General features: G+C 65.7%; 23 protein-coding genes, 5 tRNA genes and 1 pseudogene. 6 read left to right on the plus strand and 23 right to left on the minus strand.

What is annotated here, in order from left to right:
• Positions 1-172: 172 nt before the first annotated feature.
• On the plus strand, positions 173-1,249 hold the full coding sequence (locus tag AC5P5S_RS08690; RefSeq protein WP_099473635.1) for an alpha/beta hydrolase family protein: 1,077 nt from the start codon (positions 173-175) through the stop codon (positions 1,247-1,249).
• A 259-nt stretch (positions 1,250-1,508) separates the two neighbouring features.
• On the opposite strand, the gene AC5P5S_RS08695 is transcribed toward AC5P5S_RS08690, so the two are convergent.
• Both AC5P5S_RS08695 and AC5P5S_RS08700 read right to left on the minus strand, forming a co-directional pair.
• The gene (locus AC5P5S_RS08695; RefSeq protein WP_005408911.1) at positions 1,509-1,778 is read right to left on the minus strand and encodes a hypothetical protein; all 270 of its coding nucleotides are present in this window, start codon (positions 1,776-1,778) and stop codon (positions 1,509-1,511) included.
• A 124-nt stretch (positions 1,779-1,902) separates the two neighbouring features.
• A complete protein-coding gene (locus AC5P5S_RS08700; protein ID WP_059033950.1) occupies positions 1,903-2,607 on the minus strand; it encodes an ArsR/SmtB family transcription factor in 705 nt (234 codons plus the stop codon).
• Between the two features lie 103 nt (positions 2,608-2,710).
• Between AC5P5S_RS08700 and AC5P5S_RS08705 the strand changes: the two genes are divergently transcribed.
• Complete coding sequence (locus AC5P5S_RS08705) at positions 2,711-3,352, plus strand: flavin reductase family protein (protein WP_032966564.1); 642 nt, start codon at positions 2,711-2,713, stop codon at positions 3,350-3,352.
• A 10-nt stretch (positions 3,353-3,362) separates the two neighbouring features.
• On the opposite strand, the gene AC5P5S_RS08710 is transcribed toward AC5P5S_RS08705, so the two are convergent.
• The 3 genes from AC5P5S_RS08710 to AC5P5S_RS08720 form a co-directional block, all read right to left on the minus strand.
• Positions 3,363-3,908: a DUF4124 domain-containing protein gene (locus AC5P5S_RS08710; protein ID WP_024956604.1), complete on the minus strand. Its 546-nt coding sequence runs from the start codon at positions 3,906-3,908 to the stop codon at positions 3,363-3,365.
• Positions 3,909-3,982: 74 nt separating this feature from the next.
• Entirely contained in the window at positions 3,983-4,492 is a 510-nt protein-coding gene (locus AC5P5S_RS08715; RefSeq protein WP_024956603.1) for a GNAT family N-acetyltransferase, read from the minus strand.
• Positions 4,493-4,570: 78 nt separating this feature from the next.
• Positions 4,571-5,068 (minus strand): GNAT family N-acetyltransferase, encoded by a 498-nt coding sequence (locus AC5P5S_RS08720; protein ID WP_231336794.1) that lies wholly within the window; start codon positions 5,066-5,068, stop codon positions 4,571-4,573.
• 107 nt (positions 5,069-5,175) lie between these two features.
• Between AC5P5S_RS08720 and AC5P5S_RS08725 the strand changes: the two genes are divergently transcribed.
• Positions 5,176-5,580, plus strand: coding sequence for an NUDIX hydrolase (locus AC5P5S_RS08725; protein ID WP_108270455.1), 405 nt, complete (start codon positions 5,176-5,178; stop codon positions 5,578-5,580).
• A gap of 49 nt (positions 5,581-5,629) precedes the next feature.
• Here AC5P5S_RS08725 and AC5P5S_RS08730 read toward each other — a convergent pair whose 3' ends face one another.
• The 3 genes and pseudogenes from AC5P5S_RS08730 to AC5P5S_RS08740 all read right to left on the minus strand — a co-directional run bounded on the left by AC5P5S_RS08730 (position 5,630) and on the right by AC5P5S_RS08740 (position 8,612).
• Positions 5,630-5,983, minus strand: coding sequence for a nuclear transport factor 2 family protein (locus tag AC5P5S_RS08730; RefSeq protein WP_231336793.1), 354 nt, complete (start codon positions 5,981-5,983; stop codon positions 5,630-5,632).
• Between the two features lie 214 nt (positions 5,984-6,197).
• Positions 6,198-6,557 (minus strand): annotated as a pseudogene (locus AC5P5S_RS08735) (hypothetical protein); the annotation flags it as partial.
• 1,821 nt (positions 6,558-8,378) lie between these two features.
• Complete coding sequence (locus AC5P5S_RS08740; protein ID WP_049396383.1) at positions 8,379-8,612, minus strand: hypothetical protein; 234 nt, start codon at positions 8,610-8,612, stop codon at positions 8,379-8,381.
• Between the two features lie 28 nt (positions 8,613-8,640).
• Here AC5P5S_RS08740 and AC5P5S_RS08745 point away from each other — a divergent pair, with 28 nt between their 5' ends.
• On the plus strand, positions 8,641-9,063 hold the full coding sequence (locus tag AC5P5S_RS08745) for a hypothetical protein (protein ID WP_154344331.1): 423 nt from the start codon (positions 8,641-8,643) through the stop codon (positions 9,061-9,063).
• Positions 9,064-9,419: 356 nt separating this feature from the next.
• On the opposite strand, the gene AC5P5S_RS08750 is transcribed toward AC5P5S_RS08745, so the two are convergent.
• The 3 genes from AC5P5S_RS08750 to AC5P5S_RS08760 all read right to left on the minus strand — a co-directional run bounded on the left by AC5P5S_RS08750 (position 9,420) and on the right by AC5P5S_RS08760 (position 9,853).
• A tRNA-Cys gene (locus AC5P5S_RS08750) sits at positions 9,420-9,493 on the minus strand.
• Positions 9,494-9,559: 66 nt separating this feature from the next.
• Positions 9,560-9,635: transfer RNA gene (locus tag AC5P5S_RS08755), tRNA-Gly, on the minus strand.
• 142 nt (positions 9,636-9,777) lie between these two features.
• Positions 9,778-9,853: transfer RNA gene (locus AC5P5S_RS08760), tRNA-Gly, on the minus strand.
• Between the two features lie 130 nt (positions 9,854-9,983).
• Between AC5P5S_RS08760 and AC5P5S_RS08765 the strand changes: the two genes are divergently transcribed.
• Both AC5P5S_RS08765 and AC5P5S_RS08770 read left to right on the plus strand, forming a co-directional pair.
• Entirely contained in the window at positions 9,984-10,385 is a 402-nt protein-coding gene (locus AC5P5S_RS08765; protein ID WP_062606941.1) for a hypothetical protein, read from the plus strand.
• Positions 10,378-10,827, plus strand: coding sequence for a hypothetical protein (locus AC5P5S_RS08770; protein WP_005408902.1), 450 nt, complete (start codon positions 10,378-10,380; stop codon positions 10,825-10,827). The genes AC5P5S_RS08765 and AC5P5S_RS08770 overlap by 8 nt, the downstream gene beginning before the upstream one ends.
• A 2-nt stretch (positions 10,828-10,829) precedes the next feature.
• On the opposite strand, the gene AC5P5S_RS08775 is transcribed toward AC5P5S_RS08770, so the two are convergent.
• The 12 genes from AC5P5S_RS08775 to kdsB all read right to left on the minus strand — a co-directional run bounded on the left by AC5P5S_RS08775 (position 10,830) and on the right by kdsB (position 22,349).
• The gene (locus AC5P5S_RS08775) at positions 10,830-11,744 is read right to left on the minus strand and encodes an HlyD family secretion protein (RefSeq protein ID WP_231336792.1); all 915 of its coding nucleotides are present in this window, start codon (positions 11,742-11,744) and stop codon (positions 10,830-10,832) included.
• Positions 11,741-12,469, minus strand: a complete 729-nt coding sequence (locus AC5P5S_RS08780; protein WP_012479691.1) for an ABC transporter ATP-binding protein — start codon at positions 12,467-12,469, stop codon at positions 11,741-11,743. The genes AC5P5S_RS08775 and AC5P5S_RS08780 overlap by 4 nt, the downstream gene beginning before the upstream one ends.
• A 10-nt stretch (positions 12,470-12,479) precedes the next feature.
• Positions 12,480-13,619, minus strand: coding sequence for an ABC transporter permease (locus AC5P5S_RS08785; protein ID WP_033835993.1), 1,140 nt, complete (start codon positions 13,617-13,619; stop codon positions 12,480-12,482).
• On the minus strand, positions 13,616-15,079 hold the full coding sequence (locus AC5P5S_RS08790) for an efflux transporter outer membrane subunit (protein ID WP_231336791.1): 1,464 nt from the start codon (positions 15,077-15,079) through the stop codon (positions 13,616-13,618). The genes AC5P5S_RS08785 and AC5P5S_RS08790 overlap by 4 nt, the downstream gene beginning before the upstream one ends.
• 369 nt (positions 15,080-15,448) lie before the next feature.
• Positions 15,449-15,524: transfer RNA gene (locus AC5P5S_RS08795), tRNA-Gly, on the minus strand.
• Positions 15,525-15,639: 115 nt separating this feature from the next.
• Complete coding sequence (locus tag AC5P5S_RS08800; protein ID WP_049459966.1) at positions 15,640-16,746, minus strand: NAD(P)/FAD-dependent oxidoreductase; 1,107 nt, start codon at positions 16,744-16,746, stop codon at positions 15,640-15,642.
• Positions 16,747-16,884: 138 nt separating this feature from the next.
• A tRNA-Gly gene (locus AC5P5S_RS08805) sits at positions 16,885-16,960 on the minus strand.
• A gap of 235 nt (positions 16,961-17,195) precedes the next feature.
• Entirely contained in the window at positions 17,196-17,822 is a 627-nt protein-coding gene (gene pgsA / locus AC5P5S_RS08810) for a CDP-diacylglycerol--glycerol-3-phosphate 3-phosphatidyltransferase (protein WP_012510614.1), read from the minus strand.
• 18 nt (positions 17,823-17,840) lie between these two features.
• Entirely contained in the window at positions 17,841-19,685 is a 1,845-nt protein-coding gene (uvrC, locus tag AC5P5S_RS08815; RefSeq protein WP_495276309.1) for an excinuclease ABC subunit UvrC, read from the minus strand.
• A complete protein-coding gene (locus AC5P5S_RS08820) occupies positions 19,682-21,094 on the minus strand; it encodes a hypothetical protein (RefSeq protein WP_005412824.1) in 1,413 nt (470 codons plus the stop codon). Before AC5P5S_RS08820 ends, uvrC begins: the two co-directional genes overlap by 4 nt.
• Positions 21,091-21,579, minus strand: a complete 489-nt coding sequence (locus AC5P5S_RS08825; RefSeq protein ID WP_005408877.1) for a low molecular weight protein-tyrosine-phosphatase — start codon at positions 21,577-21,579, stop codon at positions 21,091-21,093. The genes AC5P5S_RS08820 and AC5P5S_RS08825 overlap by 4 nt, the downstream gene beginning before the upstream one ends.
• A complete protein-coding gene (gene kdsB / locus AC5P5S_RS08830) occupies positions 21,576-22,349 on the minus strand; it encodes a 3-deoxy-manno-octulosonate cytidylyltransferase (RefSeq protein WP_062607579.1) in 774 nt (257 codons plus the stop codon). Before kdsB ends, AC5P5S_RS08825 begins: the two co-directional genes overlap by 4 nt.
• Positions 22,350-22,368: the final 19 nt, after the last annotated feature.

Below are 22,368 nucleotides of genomic sequence, written 5' to 3' on the forward strand. Positions count from 1 at the left end.
CGCTACCCCGCCTTCCCGTGGGGAATGCGGATAATCAACGCGGTGACGTGCGGGACCATGTCGCCAGCGTAGAGCGCCGCCTGTTCGGCCCGCAATCCCCTGCGGCAGTGCAGCGCGCGCAACATTCCGCTGGCATCTATGCTCTGCGCCATTCCCGCATGGAATGACCACGATGCGCCCCTTGCTTCGATGTGCCCTCGCCCTTGGCCTGCTGCATGCTTCGACGGCATCGCTGGCAGCACCAACCACGGAACCACGCACGCTCAGCGGCGAGCTGCAGGGCGCCCCCTGGCGGCTGGATGTACCGGCAGACTGGAACGGCGACCTGGTGATGCTGGCCCATGGCTATGAGCCCGTGGGCGTGCCACGCACCACGCCGATGGCCGCCGGTGACAGCACCGCAGCACTGCTGGGCGCGGGCTACGCCGTCGCGCAGAGCGCGTATTCCAGCCAAGGCTGGGCGGTGGCCGAGGCGATCACCGACATGGAACACCTGCGACAGCATGCCCTGGGTGAACTCAAGCGCGTGCGACACACCTGGATGCTGGGCTTCTCGATGGGTGGTGCCGTAACCATTGGCAGCCTCGAGCGTTTCCCGCAGCACTATGCCGGTGGTGTGTCGCTGTGCGGCGCCAATCTCAGTGGCGAACAGATCGCGGCCGACCTGCTGACCACACTGGTCGCGTTCGATTATTTCTTCCCCAAAGCTGAGGGGCTGCCGGTCACCGGGTTGGCGTCGCGCGAAGCAGCCATGCTGCCCCAGAGCGAGCTTTACCAGGGCATCGTCACCGCGCTGCAACGCGACCCGGCGCATGCCGCGTTGCTGGCGCAGCGGCTGCAGGTTTCCCCCGATGAAGTGGCCGGCACGATCAGCCTGCACGCCCTGGTCCTGCACGAGCTGGCCACACGCAGCGGTGGCATGCCGGTCGGCAACAGGGGCATGGTCTACAGCGGCTTCGGCGATGACGCCGCATTCAACGCCGGGGTGCGGCGCATCGATGCTGTACCTGCCGCGCAGGCCAGGGTGCGCGCGACGCTGGCGCTGACCGGCGCACTGCAGCGCCCGCTGGTGATCCAGTTCAACCACAACGACCCGACCATCGTGCCGCACATGCAGACGGTGTATCCGCAGTTGGCCGCACACGCAGGTGCGCGGCCAGCGCCACGGGTACTGCCATCGGTGGGCGAAGGACATTGTGGCTTCTCTGAAGCACAGGTTGTCGATGCCTTGAAGACAGTGCAACGCTGAGTCCATCGCGTAGCGAAACGCGTCCGCCACGCTGGTAACGCTTACGGTGCAGGGACCCGCGCAGCATGTGCCGCCTCCCCTCGATCCGACCGCGCACCTGTTCGGCATGCCCGAAGGCGAGTGGCTGGGCTTCGACATGTCGGTGCCGTTTGGCCACCCGGGTGTCGGCCGACCAGCACAGTGCCGTTCGATGCGCGCGGTCAGATCGGCGCGCTCGGCCAGGTCTTGGCCGTGCGCCCGTGGCCGCGGCAGGCGGGGATCAGCCGCCCAGCGTGCCCATCGTGAAGGTGTAGCCCGAGCTCATCAGGAATTCGCGCATGCGCATTTCCGCGCGCCGCGGTGAGGCCAGGTTGGCCGGCGCATACAGGGCATACACCAGGCCCGATCCCTCGATATGTTCGCGGCGGACCTCGCAGCGGGCGGTTTCCGAGGCTATCACCCATCCGTCCTTCAGCCGCTCCGGCCCGATGGATTGCCCGTTCTTCAACCGAAAGGTCAGCCAACGCACATCTGCCATGATTTTGCTCATTTCCGATTCGCTCCGTGCCCGAAGCGACCCGTGATGTCCTTGCTCGCCATTGCAGCTCCCTGAGACGTGGAACTCGACCATAACGCCTTGCCATGTCGCGGGTGACTGAGACTGGCCGCGCCGCTCAGGTCGCCAGGTTGAAGAGCCGCCACAACGCCTCGCGCCCGGGTGGCGTCAGCCGTAGTTCGCGCCGGCCCTCGACGCGCCGCAGCCAATCGTTGTTCACGAAACTATCCAGCATCGCCTCACCGACCAGCCCTGCCAGGTGTGGCCGCCGTTCGGTGCAGTCCAGGCAGCCACGGCAGTAGCGCGCCGGGTTGGCCGCCACCGGCTGCTGCAGGAGCTCGCGCAACGGCAGGCCCAGTCCGGCAAGGAATGCGGCGCCTCCAGCGCTGATCTGCCAATGCCCTTCGCATGGCAGTACATGCCCCGCCTGCAGCAGGCGATCGGTGATGGCGACCGCGTGCACGCCGGCCAGGTGCCGATAGCAGGAACGCGCCTCGCGCAGTGCAGGCATGCTGCGCGTGGCCGCAGCGGTACACGAAGGGGTACGGTCGGCCACGCGCAGGATGCCTTCGAGCATCTCTGCCACCTCGCTCGATGCCAGCCGGTGGTAGCGATGACGCCCCTGCGCCACCGCCACCAGCAGGTCGCCCTCGACCAGCCTGCGCAGGTGCGTGCTCGCCGTCTGCGGCGTTACCCCGGCCACGCGCGCCAGCTCCATCGCGGTGTAGGCCCGTCCATCCATCAACTGCAGCAGCATGGCGGCACGCGCCTGGTCCCCGACCAGGGCACCGACACTGACAAGGGAACCGGAGGTGTGGACCATGCCCCATTGTGGCATGCCGTCATCTGCCAACAGTTCGATGCAGGCCGAAGCGTCAGCAGCCGACTGCGCGGCACAGTGCTCGCCCGCAACCGCGAGACCTGCCGTGAAGACCGCTTCGATCCATCGCCGCCGCATCACCCCTTCGGTCCTGTACCCAGGCACGCCCGTGCTGCTGATGACCACGTTGAATGACGACGGCAGCAGCAACATCAGCCCGCTTTCTTCGTTCTGGGCGCTGGGCAACCGGGTAGTGCTGGGTCTCGGTACGCAGGGCCAGGGCTATCGCAACCTGCAGCTGCGCAGCGAGTGCGTGCTGAACTTCCCCTCATCCGCGCAGGCCGCACAGGTCGAGGCGATCGCGCGGGCAACCGGCTGTAACCCGGTGCCGACCGCCAAGCAGGCGATGGGCTACGTGCACGTGCGCGACAAGTTCGCACTGGGCGGATTCACTGCCGTCGTGTCGACGCATGTTGCTCCGATGGCCATTGCCGAGTGCCCGCTGCAGGTGGAGGCCACCGTCATGGCGATGCATCCACCCGGCGAGGATGATGGCCAGGGCTTCGTGATCGTCGAAGGCCGCATCCGCTGCGTGCATGCGCACGAAGACATCACCGTGGACGGCACCCAGCACATCGATGTGACGCGCTGGAAACCGCTGATCTACCTGTTCCGGCACTACCTGGGCGTGAGCGCGCCGGTTGGGCGCAACTTCCGTGCGGAGACACCCATGCGCCTTCCCGCCTAGCGGGAACGACTCATGGCGTACCCGCGGGTACGTTGCTGAACTTGTCGCGCACCGAGCGCTCGCGTTCACGCCGGGTCGAGGCGCACTGTTCGCGCGCACTCGCCATCTGTGTATCCGCCGCCATCCGCTCGGCACTCAACGATTGCTGCAGGCTGGCAATCTGCGCACGGATGCCCGAGTCACGGGTTGCGCCGGCCAGGTTGTTGCTCGACGCGGCCATCTGCCGGTTCAACTCGGCGATCTGCCGACCGATCTGCTGGCTGCGCGACTCCAGCGGACCGTAGATGCGCGAGCGCTCGCCCTGCACGCAGTTGCGCTCGGCGATACCGGCGTCGGCCAGTTCGGTGTTCTGGTACACCGCCGCGCGGTTCGATGCCTCCCCCGCCGTTTCCGTGGAGGAACGGCTGGAACGCAGCTTCATGGGTTCAGCGCCGGCAGCACAGGGATTCTGGCTGTATACCGTTTCACCGGAAGCGCCCTTGCACTTGTAGACCTGGGCCGATGCCAGCGGGAAACACCCCAGCAGCATCATCGCCATCACTACCTTCCCCTTCATCCTGCACCGCTCCCTGGTTCATTGGACAACCGCCACGATACGGTGGTTTGGTGGCGACTGCACGCTGGCGCCGTTCAGACCGTTTCGCCCTGCAGATCGAGCAAGGCCGTGGTCCAGCGGCGCGCTCCCAGCGTGGCCACCATGCCGCCGCGGTAGACGAACCTGCGTACGTGGCCGTCTTCAATGAAGCAGGTCTCGTTCTGCATCGGTACATAGCCCGCAGAGGCATAGTGCCGATGATCCAGGGCGAACAGCACGGCGAAATCGATACCGTGCCGGCGCAGCTCTGCATGGGCCGCTTCGATCAACCGCGAGGCAATGCCCTGCCGGCGAACGTCGGCACGCACCACCACGCCGCCAATCAAGCCCATGCGTTCCGGCTCGCCGTCCAGCAGTACGTTGCGTTCGTACAGCGCAAGATGTGCGACAACCTGATCACCTCCCATCGCCAGGACCAGAGCGACCGGCCCCGGGATGGCGTAGCCCTCGCCCTGCATGTCCGGGAAAGCCTGGCGGAGCAGATCCACCGCCTGCTGACGGTGTTGCGGCGCTACGCGCTCCCTGCTGGATACCTGAACGTGCATTGCCCTGTCTTCCTGGAACCGGTGTCCAGCCTCATCGTGCCACGGAAACATGACCGTGCCCGCGGCAACGTTTCACTGTCAGTGCAGTGTGATCCAGTACGAGACGATATCCGTGTAGCTGCCCTCGCGCTTGACTGCCCGCGGCTCCCTGCCGAGTACGCTGAAACCCAGCGATTCATACAGCCCGCGCGCAGCAGCATTGTCCTCCAGCACCGTGAGGGTGAGCGATTCAATGCCCTCGGCGCGCGCAGATGCAAACGCAGCAAGAAGAAGCTGGCGGGCGACACCCTGGCCACGGTGGCCGGTGCCCACATGGACACTGTGCACTTCCGCCGTATGCTGTCGCGCCATCCGCATCGGGCGTACGTAGCGCAGGAAGCCCGCAAGCTTGCCGTCGATGAAAGCGCCGAAATAACGCGTGCCGGGATCAGCAAGCTGGGCGCGCATCACGCCTGCCGTCTCATTCTGCGCCTCGGCCAGCGTAGACAGGAACGCAGCGGGCGACTCGCGAAGCGCCTGCAAGCGCGCCTGCCAGAGAATGTCGGCGTCGTCAGCGCCAAGTTGCCGGATGACCATGCGACACACCCGCGAGGTTGTTGATGCACAAGTGCCCAGCCTAGCGCGGGTTCGCCTGATGCAGCGCGCATGCAAGAATGAAAACCGTCCCTCCTTCATTCACCGCCATGACTGAACTGCAGATTCCCCGCGTTGGATGCGGCGCCGTCGTCCGTGATGCCGACGGCCGCATCCTGCTGATCCAGCGCGGACGCGATCCGGAGCGCGGGCATTGGGGCCTGCCCGGCGGCAAAGTCGACTGGATGGAAACGGTGGAGGCTGCCGTGGTCCGCGAAGTCCGCGAGGAGACCGCCCTGGAAGTGCAGCTGCTGCGCCTGCTGTGCGTGGCCGATCATTTCGAGCCGGCGCTTGCTCAGCACTGGGTCGCGCCTATCTACGAGGCACGGGCACCTGCGGGTGCCGAGGCTTCCATCCAGGAGCCGGGCGTGCAGACCGGGCTGGGCTGGTTTGCCGGGGATGCTCTGCCCCAGCCGCTGACGCAGGCCACGGTGCAGGCGCTGGCCAGGCTGTAGCCCATCAGGCCACGACCAAGGCGGCACGGATGCCGCCCGGCCTTGCGGCTCACTCGATCGGAAGACCGTGCATCTTCAGGAACGAGAGTTTGTCCCAGTAGCCGCGCTGGAACGTGATCAATCCTCCGTCAACCGTGAAGAAGCCGCATCCACGCAGGCCAAGAGGGTCGCGCCATTCCAGCGCAGCGACATTGCCGGCCTCATGGATGACTTCGGGAATGCAGACCATTTCAGCAGTGCTGAATTCACGCTCGAAGGTGGCACGGATCGCATCGCGGCCCTTGATCGGGTCCTGGGTGACCTGGTGATTGATCGCGTCGGGGTGATACAGCTCCGTCAGGCCAGCAGCATCGCCTGCGTTGAAGCGCTCGATCCAGGTTTCCACGATGTGTCGGGGAGTCATCTGCATGAAGTCCGCTAAGGCCCAGACCCGATCATAGCGCTCGTACAGCACATTCCAGACCGCAGAAAAACAAAAAGCCCTGACCGGAGTCAGGGCTTTTCAATTGGAGGCCTCAAGCGGAATCGAACCGCTGTAAACGGATTTGTAATCCCAATCAAATCCTTACTCATCAATAGCCTGAGCGGAGGCGACACCCGCCCAACCGCCCCAACCGATCGAGTGCTGCCTTGATCCGCTCAACCTCCTTCGCTCTGGCCTCGGCCAGGCGTCGGGCCTGTTGCTGCTGTTCGCGGGTCGGCGGCAGACCGGGCAGTGGCGGGGGCAACTGGATCGGCGTGCTGTCGGTCAGCCGGGCGACGGCCTCACGCAGAGGCAGCTCGGGATACAGCCGGGCCGCGCACCAGCGTTCCGCATAGCGCTTCGCCTGCCGGACGTTGGCCGCGCGCCCCCTTCACCTGCCCCATCTTCTGGCCTTCCATCCACAGGCGCACCCCAAGGGAGTGACGCCGGCCGTCTCCTGACCGTTCTACCAGAGCGCCCAGCGCTCACCGGTCTGGACCCAACCAGAGGGAATGGGCGCAGTGCAGAAGCCCTGGTAACCGTGGGAAGGGAAGGTCGCATGGCCGGACGGATACGACCGGCCATCGTGTCAACGATTCGACAAGGCGCGCCCAAGTCCCCGGCCTGTAATTGAGCCAGTCGCCGATGCCGCAAAGCTCCCGCCAGCCACTATTGTGAACAAAAAATGAACTTCAGTTGCACCTTGGCCGGGGGTGGTTCCGCCCGTCGCCGTTTACAAATAGAGGTCTGTAAAGCACTTGGCACTCGGAGACACCCCAGATCGAGCGCCATCTATGTCCTCCCCCTGTACACGCACTACGTTCATCAGCAACAAAGGAGCGCTATGAGTCGACGGATCAAAGCCCTGAGCCTCGCTGTACTAGCCATGCTGGCAGGAGCGGCAGTTTGGTACGGAACAACCGCACCGAGTACACAGCCAAACAAAGCCGCCTCATCGTCAGAGCCATCCAGCGCTTTGGAGCACGCCACTCGAGGGCCCGCGATCTCCGCCTCGCGACCTGTCTCTTCAAGATCCACACCAGGGTCTGCGGCCAACAGATTAGTTCGTGTGCGGCAACTGTCCGGACGCGCGTACGCAGTGGAAGACTATGGACCAATCCCACCAGGGACAGTGCACGAAGTCATTTCAAGACTTTCACCGTTGGCATTAGCTGGTGATGCGACAGCGTCCTACGGAATATTTCAGAAGCTCAATGAGTGTAAGGACATCAATCGACGCGCGTCTCGAGGCGTCGCACTTCACGCTTCCGAGAATGTCGCGACCGCGTGCATTGAACTATCCGCTGAAGATGAACTGAGTTCCAGTAGATGGCTCTCGCTTGCAGCAGAGCAGGGGAACATTGGAGCACGACTCCTTTATGCCGCGGACTCACAATCCGCCCTTGGAGGACCAGCGGAGCTGCTTCGCAATCCAGACCGCACGAAGGAATACAAGCAGACAGCTGTCGGCTATCTGCAAGAAATGGCAAACCAAGGCAGTGCGGACGCACTCCTACAGCTTGGGAATGCCTATCACGCTGGTGTACTTGTCGACGAGGACCGAGTTACAAGCAGAGCTTACTTTGAAGCAGTTCGTCTCGCAGATCCGTCGATAGTGCCAGCTCGACAAGTTAGTACCTTGGACAAATCGCTAAGTGCAGAACAGCTGAACTTGGCACTTCGAAAGGGAAATCAACTCTATGACTCATGCTGCAGATAAGAAGTTCTTCCGCATCCCCCGCCGCAAGGCCATTCTACTTCTGATAGTCGTCGCTGCGATCGCACTCGCAGCAAGCACGTTCGCTTTCGAACGCGGCCCCTACTTCTGCACCGATTGTCACGTCGAATCACCGGTACCCGACGCAAGAACCCTAGAGGTCATTAAAGACTCGCGGGCACCAATCGACTATGTGCCATTCTTTGCGTGGGCGACTGGAACAACGTACCAGATATGCAATCCCACCCACTGCACCGTCTATCACGAGAATTTTGAATCCAATTGGGTGGGCGAAGGCCGGACCCCTCGCGAGGGTGTTATGCCCGAGCCAATCTACGAAGGCGGCGGCGTGGAGACTGGCGGAGGCGGCACCGAGAATGGGGGTGGCGGAGTTGGCGTCGGTGGCACCAACTTTGGCGGTGGATGTGTCGGCAACTGCAGTGGCAGGATAGATGTCGGCCCAGTCCAGCAAATTTGATTTACCGATGCAAAGCCCAGCTCACTCAACGAGCAGGGCTTTTCTCACAAATGCCACGCGCGCCGGTCATCCTGACCAGATTCCAGTAGGCAGCGATGATCCGGGCGTAATAGCACATACGCTTCTCCTGTAAGGAGTATTTAGATGGTGACCTCCATCACTGGAAGGTTGGGAGCCGCTTCAATCAGGCGACCACCTCGAACCCAGACGTTGTAAGGAATGGTTTGCTGCCGCTGGCCGAAAGCCCGCACCTGTACCCCGTCATACGTCGTCAGCGTGCTGCTGCCATCACTGTTGTGCGCGGTGACGGTCGCCAGCAATCGAGGATTGCTGCTGACCAGTTCGCCGAATTGATCCCGAAGGTCAGTTCGCATCGTTGTAGTGCCTTTCGAGGGCTGCGGCGTGCTCGATCACAACTGCCTGTTGATCGATCACAACATCAACGCGCAGCGACTCGCACTGCCCATGCCATCTCCCCGCAGCGCCAACCACTTCCATCAGGTCCAATGGCATGACTGGGCCGACCTCACCTGGCTTAATCGGCTTGGGGAACAGCGGCATAGTGAGGTCGACGGCGGCTTGCTCACTTCGTTCACCAAGGATGTTCCGCCCGCGCTCGGCGCCGACGGCAGCAACATGAATCAGTGGGCTGCTGACCTGCTGTGCGAAAAGCTGACCTGCCTCACCGTCCTTGCGTACTTTGCAGGTGACGCCCTTTCCCGGCAGCTCACCAGTGACCACCACCGCATCGTGCAGCGGTTCGCTACGTATCTGGAGGCTCTCGGCAAGGACGATGTACTCCTGCACAACGTGATCAGGAGGTGATTCCCGCCAAAGCTACGGGCTGACTGGATAGCTGGCCCGAACCCGCAACACCGGCTGCGCCGGGTCGGACTGCACACCACCGCGACACTTGCCCCGGCCAAGCCGCTGATGGCATCGAGAGGCGTGTTCGCGTCGCAGATTCTTCGCTGCCGCCTCGGTGTTGGCTAGCTCCTCCGGCACCACGCCGCGATCAAGCAGCACGTCCAGACGACGTACATACTCGTTCCTCGGCTTCATAGGACCTGCCGACAACGGGTGGCAAACAGATGATTTCATGGCCGAATCAGGAGATTCTGCACAAAGGCATCGAACGCCAGGCAAGCAAAAAGCCCTGACCGGAGTCAGGGCTTTTCAATTGGAGGCCTCAAGCGGAATCGAACCGCTGTAAACGGATTTGCAATCCGGTGCATAGCCACTCTGCCATGAGGCCAACGTACTGCGCGCCAGGAACTGGGCCCTGACAAGACAAAACCCCAAGATGGGGCCTGTCGGAACATGGAGCGGGAAACGAGACTCGAACTCGCGACCTCAACCTTGGCAAGGTTGCGCTCTACCAACTGAGCTATTCCCGCGTAAGCCGACATGCTACCGGAAATCCGGAAAACACACCAGCGATTTCACCTTTCTGACTGCGCGTAAAGCCTTGTGGCCCAACGTGCCCCGCCTTGCCGTGGCGGGAGAAAAACAAGGCCCCTGCCGGGGCCCTGTAGAATCTGGAGCGGGAAACGAGACTCGAACTCGCGACCTCAACCTTGGCAAGGTTGCGCTCTACCAACTGAGCTATTCCCGCAGATTCCGTTCGACCTGCGTCGAAGGAGCGCTATTGTGTCCAAATTCCTTCACGCCGTCAACAGTCTTCACATCATGCGGTCACGGACGTCCGCAGTGGGGTACGCTGCCCCGCCCGGCCCCGTTCGCCCATGCTCCTTCGCGGCACGCCTCTGTTGATCGCCCTGCTGCTGCATTTGCTGGTGGCCCTGCTGTACTGGGCGCTGATGCCGATGGGAATGAACTGGTATCGCGACCATTTCGGCTTTGCTTCACATCGTGACATCGGCCTGGGCATCGCCCAGTTCTATCTGTTCTGGATGTTCATTGGCGCCCAGCCGCTGATCGCGGTGCTGCGGCCACTGTTTGCCAAGCTGCTGGTGCTGGCGATTCCCCTGGCGTTCGCGAGTTGGACACTGATGCACAACCATCCGCTGCGCCTGCTGTACTTCACCCTCGGGCCCGGCCTGCTGGCACTGGCCGCGATCGCTATTTCCGCGTGGTATGCATCACGCAAGCGCCTGCCTGCCGCCACGGACACCGCCGATGCCTAGACGCTACGTCCGCCTGTTCTGGTTGCTGGTTGCGTTGACCTGGCTAGCGCTGATCGCCGCACTGGTCAATGCCGGCTTCACCCCAGACTACTGGCTGCTGCATCACCTGGAGGGCGCCGAACTGCCCTACCCGACCAGCACTGTCATCGTGTTCGCGTTGCTGGGCACCGTCGAACTGGTGGTGGCCGCCTTGATCGTGCGGCCGTGGAGACTGAAACGCCTGTGGCTGCGCCTGCTGATCGCCTTCGCCCTGCTGCTGGCATGGTCGGTGCCGTGGATGCTGTCAGCCATGCACCAGCCGCCGGTACACGGCATGCATCTGCTGTGGTTGCTGCTGCTGGACGTGGGACTGCTGCTGGCGCTGTGCATGGTGTCGGCGGTGAGCGCATGGCGGGTGCTCAGGCGTCGAGGGCGCGCGGATGCGCCCCCGCCGCAGCACTAGGCTTACTTCCGGAACTCCACCCGCACATGCTGGCCGAAGCGCGCCTTGGCCTCGCCATCGAACTCCAGCACGCACTCCACCACCTTGGCCACGCCACGCCCAGCGTCTTCAGGCAGGCGTGCCTGTGCGAACACCGGGCTGATGCGTACCACGCGTGCGGGCGGCAGCGTGCTGGTGTTTTCGGCGCCATCGCTGTCCGGAACGACGGTAGCGTTCATGCCGACCTGCACGGCATCGGCGTAGGCCGCGCTGAGTTCGGCACGTACCTGCAGCGGGCGCGCCGGCAGCAGGGAGATTGCCGGCTTGCCCGCCTGCACGAAAGCTCCGAGGCCAGGCACCTGGCCGACCACGGTGCCGGCTTCCGGCGCGCTCAGCGACATCTGCTGCAGTTTCAGCCTGGCGTGTTCCAGCTTGTGCTGGGCCAGGTCGACCTGCGCACCGGCCACGTCGACATCGGCGCGCACACCCGCCAGCTGCTGCTTGGCCGCATCGGCCTGCTGATTGGACGACACGCCTTCGCTGGCCCCCGTGGACAGGCGAGTAGCGTTGCGCTCCAGTTCGCGCAGCTGCGCCTGGCTGCCCTTCAGGCGGTCATTGGCCAAGGCGAGATCGGCGCTGGCCATCGCCACCTCCTGCTGCAGCAAGGCACCATCCAGCGACAGCAGCAGCTGCCCCTTCTTCACCGTGGCGCCTTCCTTCACCGGTGCGGCGGTGATCGAACCATCCACCGGCGGTGCCAGCGCGATCAGGCCACCCTCGACGTCGATGATGCCGCGCGCCACCGCGACCTTGCCGACGGCGGTTGCACCGGCCTTGCCCGAAGGCGACTGCGCAGGCGCGTCCCTGGAACAGGCGCCGAGCAGCAGTGCCGCGGACAGGGCCAGGCTGAGGGGAAGCAGGTGCGACGTCTTGGTCATGGGGCGGACTCTACAGTTTCGTTCTGGCGGCGGTCATCACGGACCATGCCGTCTTCCATGGCGATCACCCGATCGGCATGCCGGATCAGGCGCGGATCGTGGCTCACGCACAGCACGGTGGCGCCATGCGCACGTGCGTAGCGATGCAGGATGTCGATCACGCGCTGACCGTTCTCGGCGTCCAGCGCGCTGGTGGGCTCGTCGGCGAAGATCAGCGTCGGCGACTTCGCAAAGGCACGGGCAACGGCCACACGCTGCTTCTCGCCGCCGGACAGCTGCGCCGGGCGCATGTGGCTGCGGTGGCTGAGGCCCACTTCTTCCAGTGCCTTGCGCGCCAGCGGTTCGCTTTCGCGATTGCGCATGCCGCGGTAGCCCAGCGGCAGCTGCACCTGCTCCAGCGCAGTCAGTGCCGGGAACAGATTGAAGCCCTGGAACACGAAACCGACATGGTGCAGGCGGAAGCGCTCCACCTCGCTTCGGGTCATGTGCCCCACATCCTGGCCAAGTGCGTGCACGCGGCCACCATCGGGCGCGGACAGGCCGGACAGCAGCGACAACAGCGTGCTCTTCCCGCAACCCGACGGGCCCGACACCAGGGTCAGCTCGCCAGGATAGATGTCCAGCGACAGGCCGCGCAGCACCGGCACCTGCACATCGCCGGACATGAAGCCCTTTTCAAGTGCATCGGCCCGCAGGGTCGGGGCGACGGCGCGTGTGGAAGTCATCGGCCGGTCCTCAACGCAGCAGCAACGATGGATCGGAGCGGACGACACTGCGCACCGCCATGATGCTGGAGAGCATGGCCATCACCGCAACCAGCGCGACACAGCCGAGGATCACCATCGGTGTCAGCTGCACCGGAACGCGCTGGGTCTGCGCGATCAACAGCACCACGGTGCTGAAGGCCGCCGCCAGCAACATGCCCACGCCACCGATCAGCAACGCCTGCTCGAACACCACCCGTGCCAGCGCATAGCGGCCTGCACCGAGTGCATTGAGCGTGGCGTACTCGCGCACTGAGCCGGCCACCACCGACGCGAACGACTGGTTGGTGATCACCGCGCCGACGAAGCAGACGATGACGGCCATGAACAACACCGCGATGCCGGCGCCGGTATCGAACAGCCAATACTGCTGCGAGCGGCTGGCGAACTCCGGCGCGGTCCAGAACTCGACCGGCGTGGCCCGGCCCATCGACGCGGACAAGCGGTCACGCACACGATCGGCCAGGTCCGGCGAGCGCAGGCCCGCCACGAAGTAGGTACTGCCCTCATGTGGGTCGGTACCGGCGATGGCACGCGCAGTATCCAGCGAGGCCAGCACGTTGACGCCACCAAGGCCACGCAGGCCCGGTTGCGCGGCAACCACGCGCACGGCCTTGCCATTGATCCAGGCACGGTTGTTCTGCAGGTCCACGCCCAGCGTATCCAGGTCGGCGCTGTCGACGATCACCGCACCCGGTTCGCGCAGCTGTGCACGCAGGTCGGCAGGCAGGATGCGCGCGAACATCATTGCATCGTCGCGGGTGGAGATGCCGGACAGATACACCGACACGTTGCCGGTACCCTGCGCGCTGGAGCGCCATTCGCCATCCACCCACTCGTAAGGTTCGACGCGGGTGACATCCGGATCCATGCGCAGGTGGCTTTCCACATCGGCGCTGATCGCGTGGCCGTAGTTGACGCTCTGGGTGCCGGGGAAACCGGCCCAGATATCGGCCGAAGATGCCTTCACATAGATCGCGGCGGTACCGAAGATGCCCAGCACCAGCGCCGCCTGCACGATCAGCAGCACGCCGGCGAAGCACATCGCCAGCACCACCGGCAGGAACCGGCGCCACTCATAGGCCAGGGTCTTGCGGGCCAGCGCGATCATTGCGGTTCGCCCTCAGCCTCGACCGGCAGCGGTGCGCCGCCAAGGGCGCGGTACAGCGAAGCAAACGCCAGCACGCGTGCGCCCTGCGCACCGATCAGATCCGCCTGCGAAGCGAGCGCGGCACGTTGCGTGTCCAGCCCATCGAACTCGCTGGACAGGCCCAGCTGCACCTGCCGCGCCTGGCGCTTGACCTGCTGGTTGGCGGCATCGTTGGCCGCGCGCAGCGACTGGATGCTGCTGTCCTGGCGTGCAAGGCTGCCCAGCGCACCTTCCACTTCGCTCACGCCTTCCAGCACGGCCTTGCGATACCCGAGCAGCGCGGCGTCCAGTTGCTTCTCATCGGCATGGAAACGCGCACGGCGTTGGCCCCAGTCCCACAGCGGAATATCGACGTATGGACCGATCGACGGACTGGAGTCGGAATTGGAGCGCGCGTTCTGGGTGAGGTTGTAGGCATACAGAATGGAGCCGCCGAGGCTGATCCGCGGGTACATCGCGGCGCGCGCCGAGCCCTTGCTGGCGGCGGCCTGCATCACTTCCGACTCGGCCAGCAGGATCTGCGGCCGATGGCGCAGCAGATCGGCGGGGACCTGCTGCAGCGAGAACGTGCCCAGCGTCGGCGGCGTGCGATAGGCGCGCCAGGCCGGATCCGGGCCATCGCGGCCCAGCAGCAATGCCAGCGCGCGGGCCGCGTTGTCCGCGTTTTCCCGCGACTGTGCGATGGCGGCGCGGGTCGCGGCCTGGCGTGCACGCAGGCGATCAAGTTCGCCGGGCTCATCCAGGCGCAGGCGCTGGCGCACCAGGGCCAACTGTTCGCCACGGTCATCCACGGTCTGCTGCCGGCCCAGCAGGTCCTGCTGGGCCTGCGCCACGGTCAGGTCCAGATAGCTGCGCACCACGTCGGCAATCACCGCTACCTGCGCGGCATTGCGCAGCGCCTCGGCATTGCCGGCCGAGGCCTGCGCGCTCAGCTGCGCACTCTCGGCGGCGCCGAACAGGCCCAGGTCCCAGATCGCTTCAATGCCGGCATGGAAGTAGGTATCGACAGCGGCGGCGTCCTGCACCTGCTTGGCGCTGGCGGAGATTTCCGGCAGGAAACGCGAGTCGGACGTGCCAGCGACGATCCGAACGGCCTGCAGGCGCAAGGTGGCCTGCTGCAGGTCGAGATTGCCGGCGACCGCCTGATCGACCAGGCCATCCAGCGCCGGGTCGGCCAGCACCTTCCACCACTGCCTGGCGTCCACCGCCACGCCCTGGCCCTGCGGTACCTGGGTCCAGGCGCTGGGTGTGCGATCAGGCAGGTCCGGGACGGGCACCGACATGCAGCCGGCCAGGGCCAGGGTTGCCAACAACGCACCGGGGCGCAGCACTGCCTGCAGGGAGAGTCTGCGCCCGGTCCTGGGCACTGCCACTGAAGTGATACGCCTGACCACCAGCCCGCCAACGTGTAGAAGGAGCATGAAGGCTACCGTGCGATTGTGGAGCGAACATGGAGAATTGGTCCGAAAAAGGTCACAACACGCATGCGGTTCAGGCAACGATGGCGTTGGCCTTTCGCCAGCCTTTCACTGCATGCGACGCACGGAACGCTGGTGCGACATCCGGGCCATTGCGTCTTGTTGCCAACTTCCCCGAGCCCCGCCCCTGCGGTCATCCCCACGACCGATACGCCCCGCCATTCCGATTGCGACACTAACGCTGGAATCGTCCCGCCAGGCCGCCGATATCACGCCCGCCATGACGACGCCATGGCGCGACTGTAGCGCCCCGTGCCGCCAACGTCATGACAAACGAAAAACGCCCCCTTGCGGGAGCGTTCTTCTTGAATCTGGAGCGGGAAACGAGACTCGAACTCGCGACCTCAACCTTGGCAAGGTTGCGCTCTACCAACTGAGCTATTCCCGCAGATTTCGTTCGACCTGCGTCGAAGGAGCGCTATTGTGTCGATATTGCTGCACGGCGTCAACAGGAATTTTCGCCTGCATTTCGGGGAGGCGTTCAGGCCCCCAGGACCGATACCTCAGGTTCGCAGGCCACGGCGGTGGAAGTAGACCTGCTCGGCGATGCGCCGCGTGGCCGCCGTGTGCAGCAGTGCATTGAGCGGCCAGTCGGCCTGCAGATGGTCCATCGCCCAGCGCAGCAGGCGCTTGCCATGGAATGCCGGCGCCACCCGCCGCGCCACCCGTTCCGCTTCCGGCCCTTGCCCACGCAGATGGCGGGCAATCGCCTCGCCGACCGCCCAGCCGTGCCGCCACGAGGAGTGGATGCCCCCGGCGGACAGCGGCGAGACGATGCCTGCCGCGTCGCCGGTCAGGATCACGCGTTGGCCGGTGAACGGCCCATCCGGCCGGCCGCACGGGACCAAGCCGGCGCGGGTGGCCGAGGGACGCGCCGAAGGCGGAATGCCGACCACATCGCGCACGTGGTCGAGGAAGCCATCGATATCCGGCGGCCGCACCTGTTGCGGGTCATGACGCAGCGCCAATCCCACCTGCAGCCCGGTCGGATTCTGTGCGACCCAGCCGATGTAGCCCGGCGCGTAGCGCTTGCTGACAAAGCAATGCAGCGCATTGCCTTGCGCCACCTGCAGGCCGGCGAACTCGCGCTCGACGCCGTAGAGGGTGTCGCGCACCTGACCAAGGCCGGTGCGCTGGGCCACGCGTGAGCGTGCGCCATCAGCACCAACCAGATAGGCGCATCGCCCTGCCCCATCCACCTGCCAGCCATCACCACTGCGATGGGCATCGGTGAAAGACCGTTGCAGGCGCAGGTCGACACCATTCGCGCGCAGCTCGCTGGCCAGCCAGCGCATCAGGTTCGGCGTATCGGTGGTGAGGAAGTAATAGCCCGGCGCGGCCAGCAACACGTTGCGCAGGTTCGGCGCATACAGGCGCACGTTTGCGACCCGCTGCACCAGATGCTCGGGCATGCGCCCCAGCCAGGTCTGCTCCATCGCTTCCTTCACCACGATGCCGGTGGTGTGCAGGCGCTCGCCGGGGTCGGCCTTGCGTTCAAGCACGCAGACGCGCAGACCGTACTGGGCGGCAGCCAGTGCGCAGGCGGCACCGGCGAAGCTGGCGCCGACGATGACCACGTCGTGGTCGTAGGCGGAGAGAGTGTGAGGCATTGCGGCATCGCCGTGGAGCGTCGGAGATGCAGCTTCGAACTGCCGCGTGGTGAGGCGAAGGAGTGGCGGTGAAGTGAGGATGAAGCGTGGAACACGCAAACGAAAAACGCTCCCTTGCGGGAGCGTTTCTCTTGAATCTGGAGCGGGAAACGAGACTCGAACTCGCGACCTCAACCTTGGCAAGGTTGCGCTCTACCAACTGAGCTATTCCCGCTTGGGAGGCGAAATTTTACCTATTCCAAGGATGGCGTCAAGCGCTTTTTTCAGGGTCTGTGAGGCGCCTTGCACCGCCTATCCACGCATGGCGTGGATCTACTACAGCGTCTCCGCAAACTGATGGATCCGCCCCCTCCGTGGATGCGGCATTTCCAATAGATCCACGCCATGCGTGGATGGCAGCAACCGTGGGGTCAGAGCCCTTTCCTGCAGAAAGGGATCCGACCCCGGGCTCAGTTGCCCAGCTTCTTCTGCCGCGCACGCTCGCGCGCAGCGCGCTCGTCATCGCGCAGGCTCGGCCAGGCGGCGTGCAGGTACTGCAGTCCCGACCACAGGGTCAGCACCGCGGCAATCGCCAGGGTCCAGTCACCGATGTGGAACACCGGCCAGCCCATCCAGATGTCTTCCACCGGCACGTTCGGGGCCACCGAATACAGCAGGCACAGCAGCGCGACCATCTGCGCGGTGGTCTTGACCTTGCCGATCATCGCCACGCGCACCTTCGCACGCTGGCCCAGCTCGGCCATCCATTCGCGCAGCGCCGACACCGCGATCTCGCGGCCGACGATCACCGCCGCCCAGAACGCCATCCACGGCGTCGGATGGCCCTGCACGATCAGGAACAGTGCCACTGCCACCATCAGCTTGTCCGCGACCGGGTCGAGGAAGGCGCCGAAGGCCGACTCCAGCTGGTAACGGCGTGCGATCCAGCCATCGAGCCAGTCGGTGATCGCGGCCAGGCCGAAGATCGCCGCCGAAGCGAAGTTGGTCCAGGTGTAGGGCAGGTAGAACACCAGCACCAGCACCGGGATCATCACGATCCGCAACAACGTCAGCCAGGTGGGCAGGGTCAACTTCATGCTTGCGTGCTTCTCTCTCTACTCGGCCGCATCAGGCGTGGCCAACCCGTGCAGGTTAGCGTAGATACGTGCCGCGAGGGCGTCATTGATGCCTTCCACCTTGGCGATTTCCGCTTCGCCAGCGGCTTTCAGGCCCACCAGGCCGCCGAAATGCTTGAGCAGGCTGGCGCGGCGGCGCGGCCCGATACCGGGAATGTCCTCCAGCTTGCTGGTCATCCGCGCCTTCTGCCGGCGGCCGCGGTGGCCGGTGATGGCGAAGCGGTGCGCCTCGTCGCGCACCTGCTGGATGAACTGCAGCGCCGGGTTGGCCGCGCCGGGGCGCAGCTCGCGGCCGTCGGGCATCACCAGCGCTTCATGGCCGGCGCGGCGCTCCACGCCCTTGGCCACACCCACCAGCAGCACGCCTTCCACGCCCAGGTCGGCCAGTGCGGCCTGGGCCTGCGCCAGCTGCCCGGCGCCGCCGTCGATCAGCAGCACGTCCGGCAGCACGCCCTGCTCTTCCACCGCACGGCGGAAGCGGCGGTCGATGGCCTGGCGCATGGCGGCGTAGTCATCGCCCGGCTCGATGCCGCTGATGTTGAAGCGGCGATACTGCGCGCGCACCGGACCGGCAGCGTCGAACACCACGCACGAGGCCACGGTAGCCTCGCCCAGGGTGTGGCTGATATCGAAACACTCGACCCGCTTGACCGGCTCGGCCAGGCCCAGCATCTCGCGCAGTGCGTCGCTGCGCGCATGCTGCGCGTTGCGGCTGTTGAGTTCGGTGGCCAGGGTCAGCTGCGCGTTGCGGCTGGCCAGTTCCACGTAGCCGGCGCGCTCGCCGCGCACGTTCCACTTCAGCTGCACCTTGCGCTCGGCCGAGGCCGACAGCGCGGCGACCAGCAGGTCGGCATCGGGGATCTCGCGGTCCAGCAGGATCTCGCGCGGCGGCTCGAATTCGATGTAGTACTGCGAGACGAACGCGGCCAGCACTTCCTCCGGGCTTTCTTCACCATTGGTGCGCGGGAAGAACGGGCGGGTGCCGAGGTTGCGGCCATCGCGGAACGCCAGCAGCAGCACGCAGGCCTGCGAGCCCTGCATGGCCACCGCCAGCACGTCCAGGTCGGCAGCACGGCCATCCACGTACTGGCGGGTCTGCATGCTGCGCAGCGAGGAAATCAGGTCACGCAGGCGCGCGGCCTGCTCGAATTCCAGTGCCTCGCTGGCGGCCTGCATCTGCTCGCCCAGCTCGCGGGTCAGTTCGTCGCTCTTGCCTTCCAGGAACAATGCAGCGCGACGCACCGCTTCGGCGTACTCGGCAGGCGCCACCAGCTCCACGCAGGGCGCGCTGCAACGCCCGATCTGGTATTGCAGGCACGGCCGCGAGCGGTTGCGGAACACGCTGTCCTCGCAGCTGCGCAGCTTGAACAGCTTGTGCATCAGGTTCAGCGTTTCGCGCACCGCAGTGACGCCGGGATACGGCCCGAAATAGCGGCCGGGAATGGCGCGCGGGCCGCGATGCAGCGCGATGCGCGGCCAGTCCTCGCGGGTCAGCAGCACATGCGGATAGGTCTTGTCGTCGCGCAGCGAGACGTTGTAACGCGGCGACAGCGACTTGATCAGCTGGTTTTCCAGCAGCAGCGCCTCGGCTTCCGAGCGCGTCACCGTCACGTCCATGCGCACGATCTGCGAGATCATCGACATGATCCGCGCATTCTTCGGGCTGCCGTTGAAATAGCTGCCGACGCGGTTACGCAGCGCACGCGCCTTACCGACATACAGCAGGGTGTCGTCGGCCGCGTACATGCGGTACACACCGGGGGCGGTACTGAGCTGGGCCGCGAAGGCCTTGCCGTCGAAGGCCGGGGCGGGAACGTCGGTCATTCGCTGATCGGCACTTCGCTGAGCACGCCGCTTTCGGGGTCGAATCGCAGCACGGCGTGGGCATCGGTCTCGGCGATCCACACCGCACCGGCACCCACGGCCAACCCGGCCGGGCCGTGCAGGCGGCGCGGCAGCGGCTGGGTGGTCAGTTCGCCACCGCCCAGCCGCAGCGTGCGCAGGCGACCATTGCCGGTATCGGCAATCCACAGCAGCGGCGCATCCGGACTCAGCGCGATCGCCTGTGGGAACTGCAGGCTGGCCTGCGCGCGCGGGCCATCTTCGTCACCGAAACGCCAGGGGCCCTGCCCGACCAGCGTCTGCACCAGATCCCCGCGCAGCTGCAGTGCACGGATCGAGGAGCCCAGCGCATCGGCCACGTACAGCACCTGCTGCACCACGGCCAGCGCAGTCGGTTGGGCAAAGGCAGCCAGGTGGCCGCTGCCGTCACGCTCGTCGATGGCACCGCTGCCGGCGCGCCACTGCAGGCTGCGCTGACCCAGGTGGTAACTCCAGATGCGGTTGTCGCCGGCCATGGCGATGTGCAGCTGGTTATCGGCGATGGCGAGGCCGACCGGGTGGTCCAGCGAGACCTGCCGCGCCTGTGCTACCGGGCCCTCCACCGGCGCACCGGGGCGGCCATTGCCGCACAGCGTGTCGACGATGCCGGTCAGCAGGTTGATGCGGCGCACGGCATGGTTGCCGGTGTCGGCCACGTACAGCGCGTCGCGCTCCAGCACCAGCGCCTGCGGGCGATGGAACGCCGCTTCGGCGAGGTTGCCGTCCATGAAATCGGCCGTCCCCAGCCCGAACTGGCGCAGGATGCGGCCGCCGTGGCTGCATTCGAGGATGCGGTGATGGCCACTGTCGGCGATGTACAGGCGTTCGGTGCTGACCGCCAGGCCCAGTGGAAAACGCAGGGCCTGCCGCGGCTCCGGATGCAGCTCGGTACCGCCGCGCGGCGGTGCCGACGGCGCACCGTGGCACAGCGCATTCAACGCACGCTCAAGCTCTCCCGGAGCCCCCAGCCCGACCAGCCGTTGCTGCTCGCGACCCTGCGCGTCCAGCAGTACCACGGTCGGCCACGATGTGATGCCGAAGCGACGCCAGCCATCCCAGTCGGCATCGAGCAGGACCGGCATTGACAGCCCCTGGCGGCGCAGCAGTTTGAGTGCGGCGCCGGCGTCACGCTCGAAATCGAAGCGGGGTACCTGCAGGACCAGCGGCTGCAGCATGCCAGGGTGACGCGACAGCCATTGACTGAATTCGGCCAGGCGCTGCGCGCTCCAGGCAGAAGCGGCGTTGACGAACAACAGGGCCACCGGCCGACCGCGCAGTTCGGTCAGGGTACAGGGGGCGGCATTGAGCCAGGTGGCGAACTCGGGCAGGTCCGGGACGGGCTGGACGTTCATGGCCCGATTATGCCGGAGTCGGCGTCATGCAACAGTCGTGCCACTGCACGTTTTGCAGCATTGTCGACCAGCGTCCAGACCTGTTCGAAGTGATCACTGCCGCCGGTGTAGGGATCCGGGATGGCCGCCTGCCCCTCCCCGCCCGACCAGGGCAGGTACAGCGCCAGCCGCTCACGCTGGGCGGGTGCCACCAAGCGTCCCGCGTCCCGCAGGTTCGCCTCGTCGGCGCACAGGATCCAGTCGAAGCGGTCGAAATCAGCGGCGTGCAGCTGGCGCGCACGCAGGCCGCCGATGTCCACGCCGTGCCCGGCCGCGCAGGCGATCGCACGCCGGTCCGGCGGCTCGCCCACATGCCAGTCACCGGTGCCGGCCGAATCCACCTGCACGCGCCCCGCCAGTGGCGAAGCGTCCAGGCGGGCGCGGAGCGCGCCTTCGGCCATCGGCGAACGGCAGATGTTGCCGAGGCAGACGACCAGCAGCTTCATCGCGCGGCCAACGTCTGCAGCAGTGCTTCGGCGCGCTCCAGGTCCTCGGGCGTGTCGATGCCCGCCGGGAATGGTTCAGGCGAGATCGCCACGCTGATCGGGTAGCCGGACTCGAGCACGCGCAGCTGCTCCAGCGATTCGACCTGCTCCAGCCGGCCCGGGGGCATCGCCGCGAACTGCTGTAGGAAACCGGCGCGGTAGCCGTAGATGCCGATGTGGCGCAGCCAGGCATGCCCTTCCGGCAGCACCTCGCGGCTGCGCGCGAAGCCATCGCGGTGCCAGGCAATCGGCGCGCGGCTGAAGTACATCGCCTCGTTGCGCACGTTGCGCACCAGCTTGACCACGTTCGGATCGAACAGGGTTTCTGCATCCTCCACGGCGGTCGCCAGGGTCGACATCGGCGCATTGCCTTCAACCAGCGCCTGGGCCACCGCACGGATTCCCGCAGCCGGCGCGAACGGTTCATCACCCTGCAGGTTGACCACTACGGTGTCGTCGGCCCAGCCGGCGATGCGCGCGCACTCGGCCAGGCGGTCGGTACCGGAGGCATGCGAGGTGGCGGTCATGGCCACCTTCACCTCGGCCAGCCCGGACAGCGCGTCGGCGATGCGTTCATCGTCGGTAGCGACCCAGACCTCGCCAGCGCCGGCCTGCAGCGCGCGGCGCGCCACGTGCAGCACCAGCGGCTCACCACCCAGCAGGCGCAGCGGCTTGCCCGGCAGCCGCGAGGCGGCATAGCGGGCCGGAATGGCGACGACGAATTCGGTCATGGGGCAATACTCGGCAGGC

It is taken from the genome of Stenotrophomonas sp. YJH_SMC_54, assembly GCF_059368435.1.

Excerpts from the sequence above, each read along its gene's own strand:
- uvrC (WP_495276309.1), bottom strand. The coding sequence starts at position 19,685 with ATGACCGACGTTCCCGCCCCGGCCTTCGACGGCAAGGCCTTCGCGGCC.
- AC5P5S_RS08715 (WP_024956603.1), bottom strand. The coding sequence starts at position 4,492 with ATGCACGTTCAGGTATCCAGCAGGGAGCGCGTAGCGCCGCAACACCGT.
- AC5P5S_RS08800 (WP_049459966.1), bottom strand. The coding sequence starts at position 16,746 with ATGCCTCACACTCTCTCCGCCTACGACCACGACGTGGTCATCGTCGGC.
- AC5P5S_RS08785 (WP_033835993.1), bottom strand. The coding sequence starts at position 13,619 with ATGATCGCGCTGGCCCGCAAGACCCTGGCCTATGAGTGGCGCCGGTTC.
- AC5P5S_RS08790 (WP_231336791.1), bottom strand. The coding sequence starts at position 15,079 with ATGCTCCTTCTACACGTTGGCGGGCTGGTGGTCAGGCGTATCACTTCA.
- AC5P5S_RS08825 (WP_005408877.1), bottom strand. The coding sequence starts at position 21,579 with ATGAAGCTGCTGGTCGTCTGCCTCGGCAACATCTGCCGTTCGCCGATG.
- AC5P5S_RS08740 (WP_049396383.1), bottom strand. The coding sequence starts at position 8,612 with ATGCGAACTGACCTTCGGGATCAATTCGGCGAACTGGTCAGCAGCAAT.
- AC5P5S_RS08710 (WP_024956604.1), bottom strand. The coding sequence starts at position 3,908 with ATGAAGGGGAAGGTAGTGATGGCGATGATGCTGCTGGGGTGTTTCCCG.
- AC5P5S_RS08820 (WP_005412824.1), bottom strand. The coding sequence starts at position 21,094 with ATGAACGTCCAGCCCGTCCCGGACCTGCCCGAGTTCGCCACCTGGCTC.
- pgsA (WP_012510614.1), bottom strand. The coding sequence starts at position 17,822 with ATGAAGTTGACCCTGCCCACCTGGCTGACGTTGTTGCGGATCGTGATG.
- AC5P5S_RS08775 (WP_231336792.1), bottom strand. The coding sequence starts at position 11,744 with ATGACCAAGACGTCGCACCTGCTTCCCCTCAGCCTGGCCCTGTCCGCG.
- AC5P5S_RS08770 (WP_005408902.1), top strand. The coding sequence starts at position 10,378 with ATGCCTAGACGCTACGTCCGCCTGTTCTGGTTGCTGGTTGCGTTGACC.
- AC5P5S_RS08690 (WP_099473635.1), top strand. The coding sequence starts at position 173 with ATGCGCCCCTTGCTTCGATGTGCCCTCGCCCTTGGCCTGCTGCATGCT.
- AC5P5S_RS08780 (WP_012479691.1), bottom strand. The coding sequence starts at position 12,469 with ATGACTTCCACACGCGCCGTCGCCCCGACCCTGCGGGCCGATGCACTT.
- AC5P5S_RS08725 (WP_108270455.1), top strand. The coding sequence starts at position 5,176 with ATGACTGAACTGCAGATTCCCCGCGTTGGATGCGGCGCCGTCGTCCGT.
- AC5P5S_RS08695 (WP_005408911.1), bottom strand. The coding sequence starts at position 1,778 with ATGAGCAAAATCATGGCAGATGTGCGTTGGCTGACCTTTCGGTTGAAG.
- AC5P5S_RS08765 (WP_062606941.1), top strand. The coding sequence starts at position 9,984 with ATGCTCCTTCGCGGCACGCCTCTGTTGATCGCCCTGCTGCTGCATTTG.
- AC5P5S_RS08720 (WP_231336794.1), bottom strand. The coding sequence starts at position 5,068 with ATGGTCATCCGGCAACTTGGCGCTGACGACGCCGACATTCTCTGGCAG.
- AC5P5S_RS08730 (WP_231336793.1), bottom strand. The coding sequence starts at position 5,983 with ATGACTCCCCGACACATCGTGGAAACCTGGATCGAGCGCTTCAACGCA.
- AC5P5S_RS08700 (WP_059033950.1), bottom strand. The coding sequence starts at position 2,607 with ATGGTCCACACCTCCGGTTCCCTTGTCAGTGTCGGTGCCCTGGTCGGG.
- kdsB (WP_062607579.1), bottom strand. The coding sequence starts at position 22,349 with ATGACCGAATTCGTCGTCGCCATTCCGGCCCGCTATGCCGCCTCGCGG.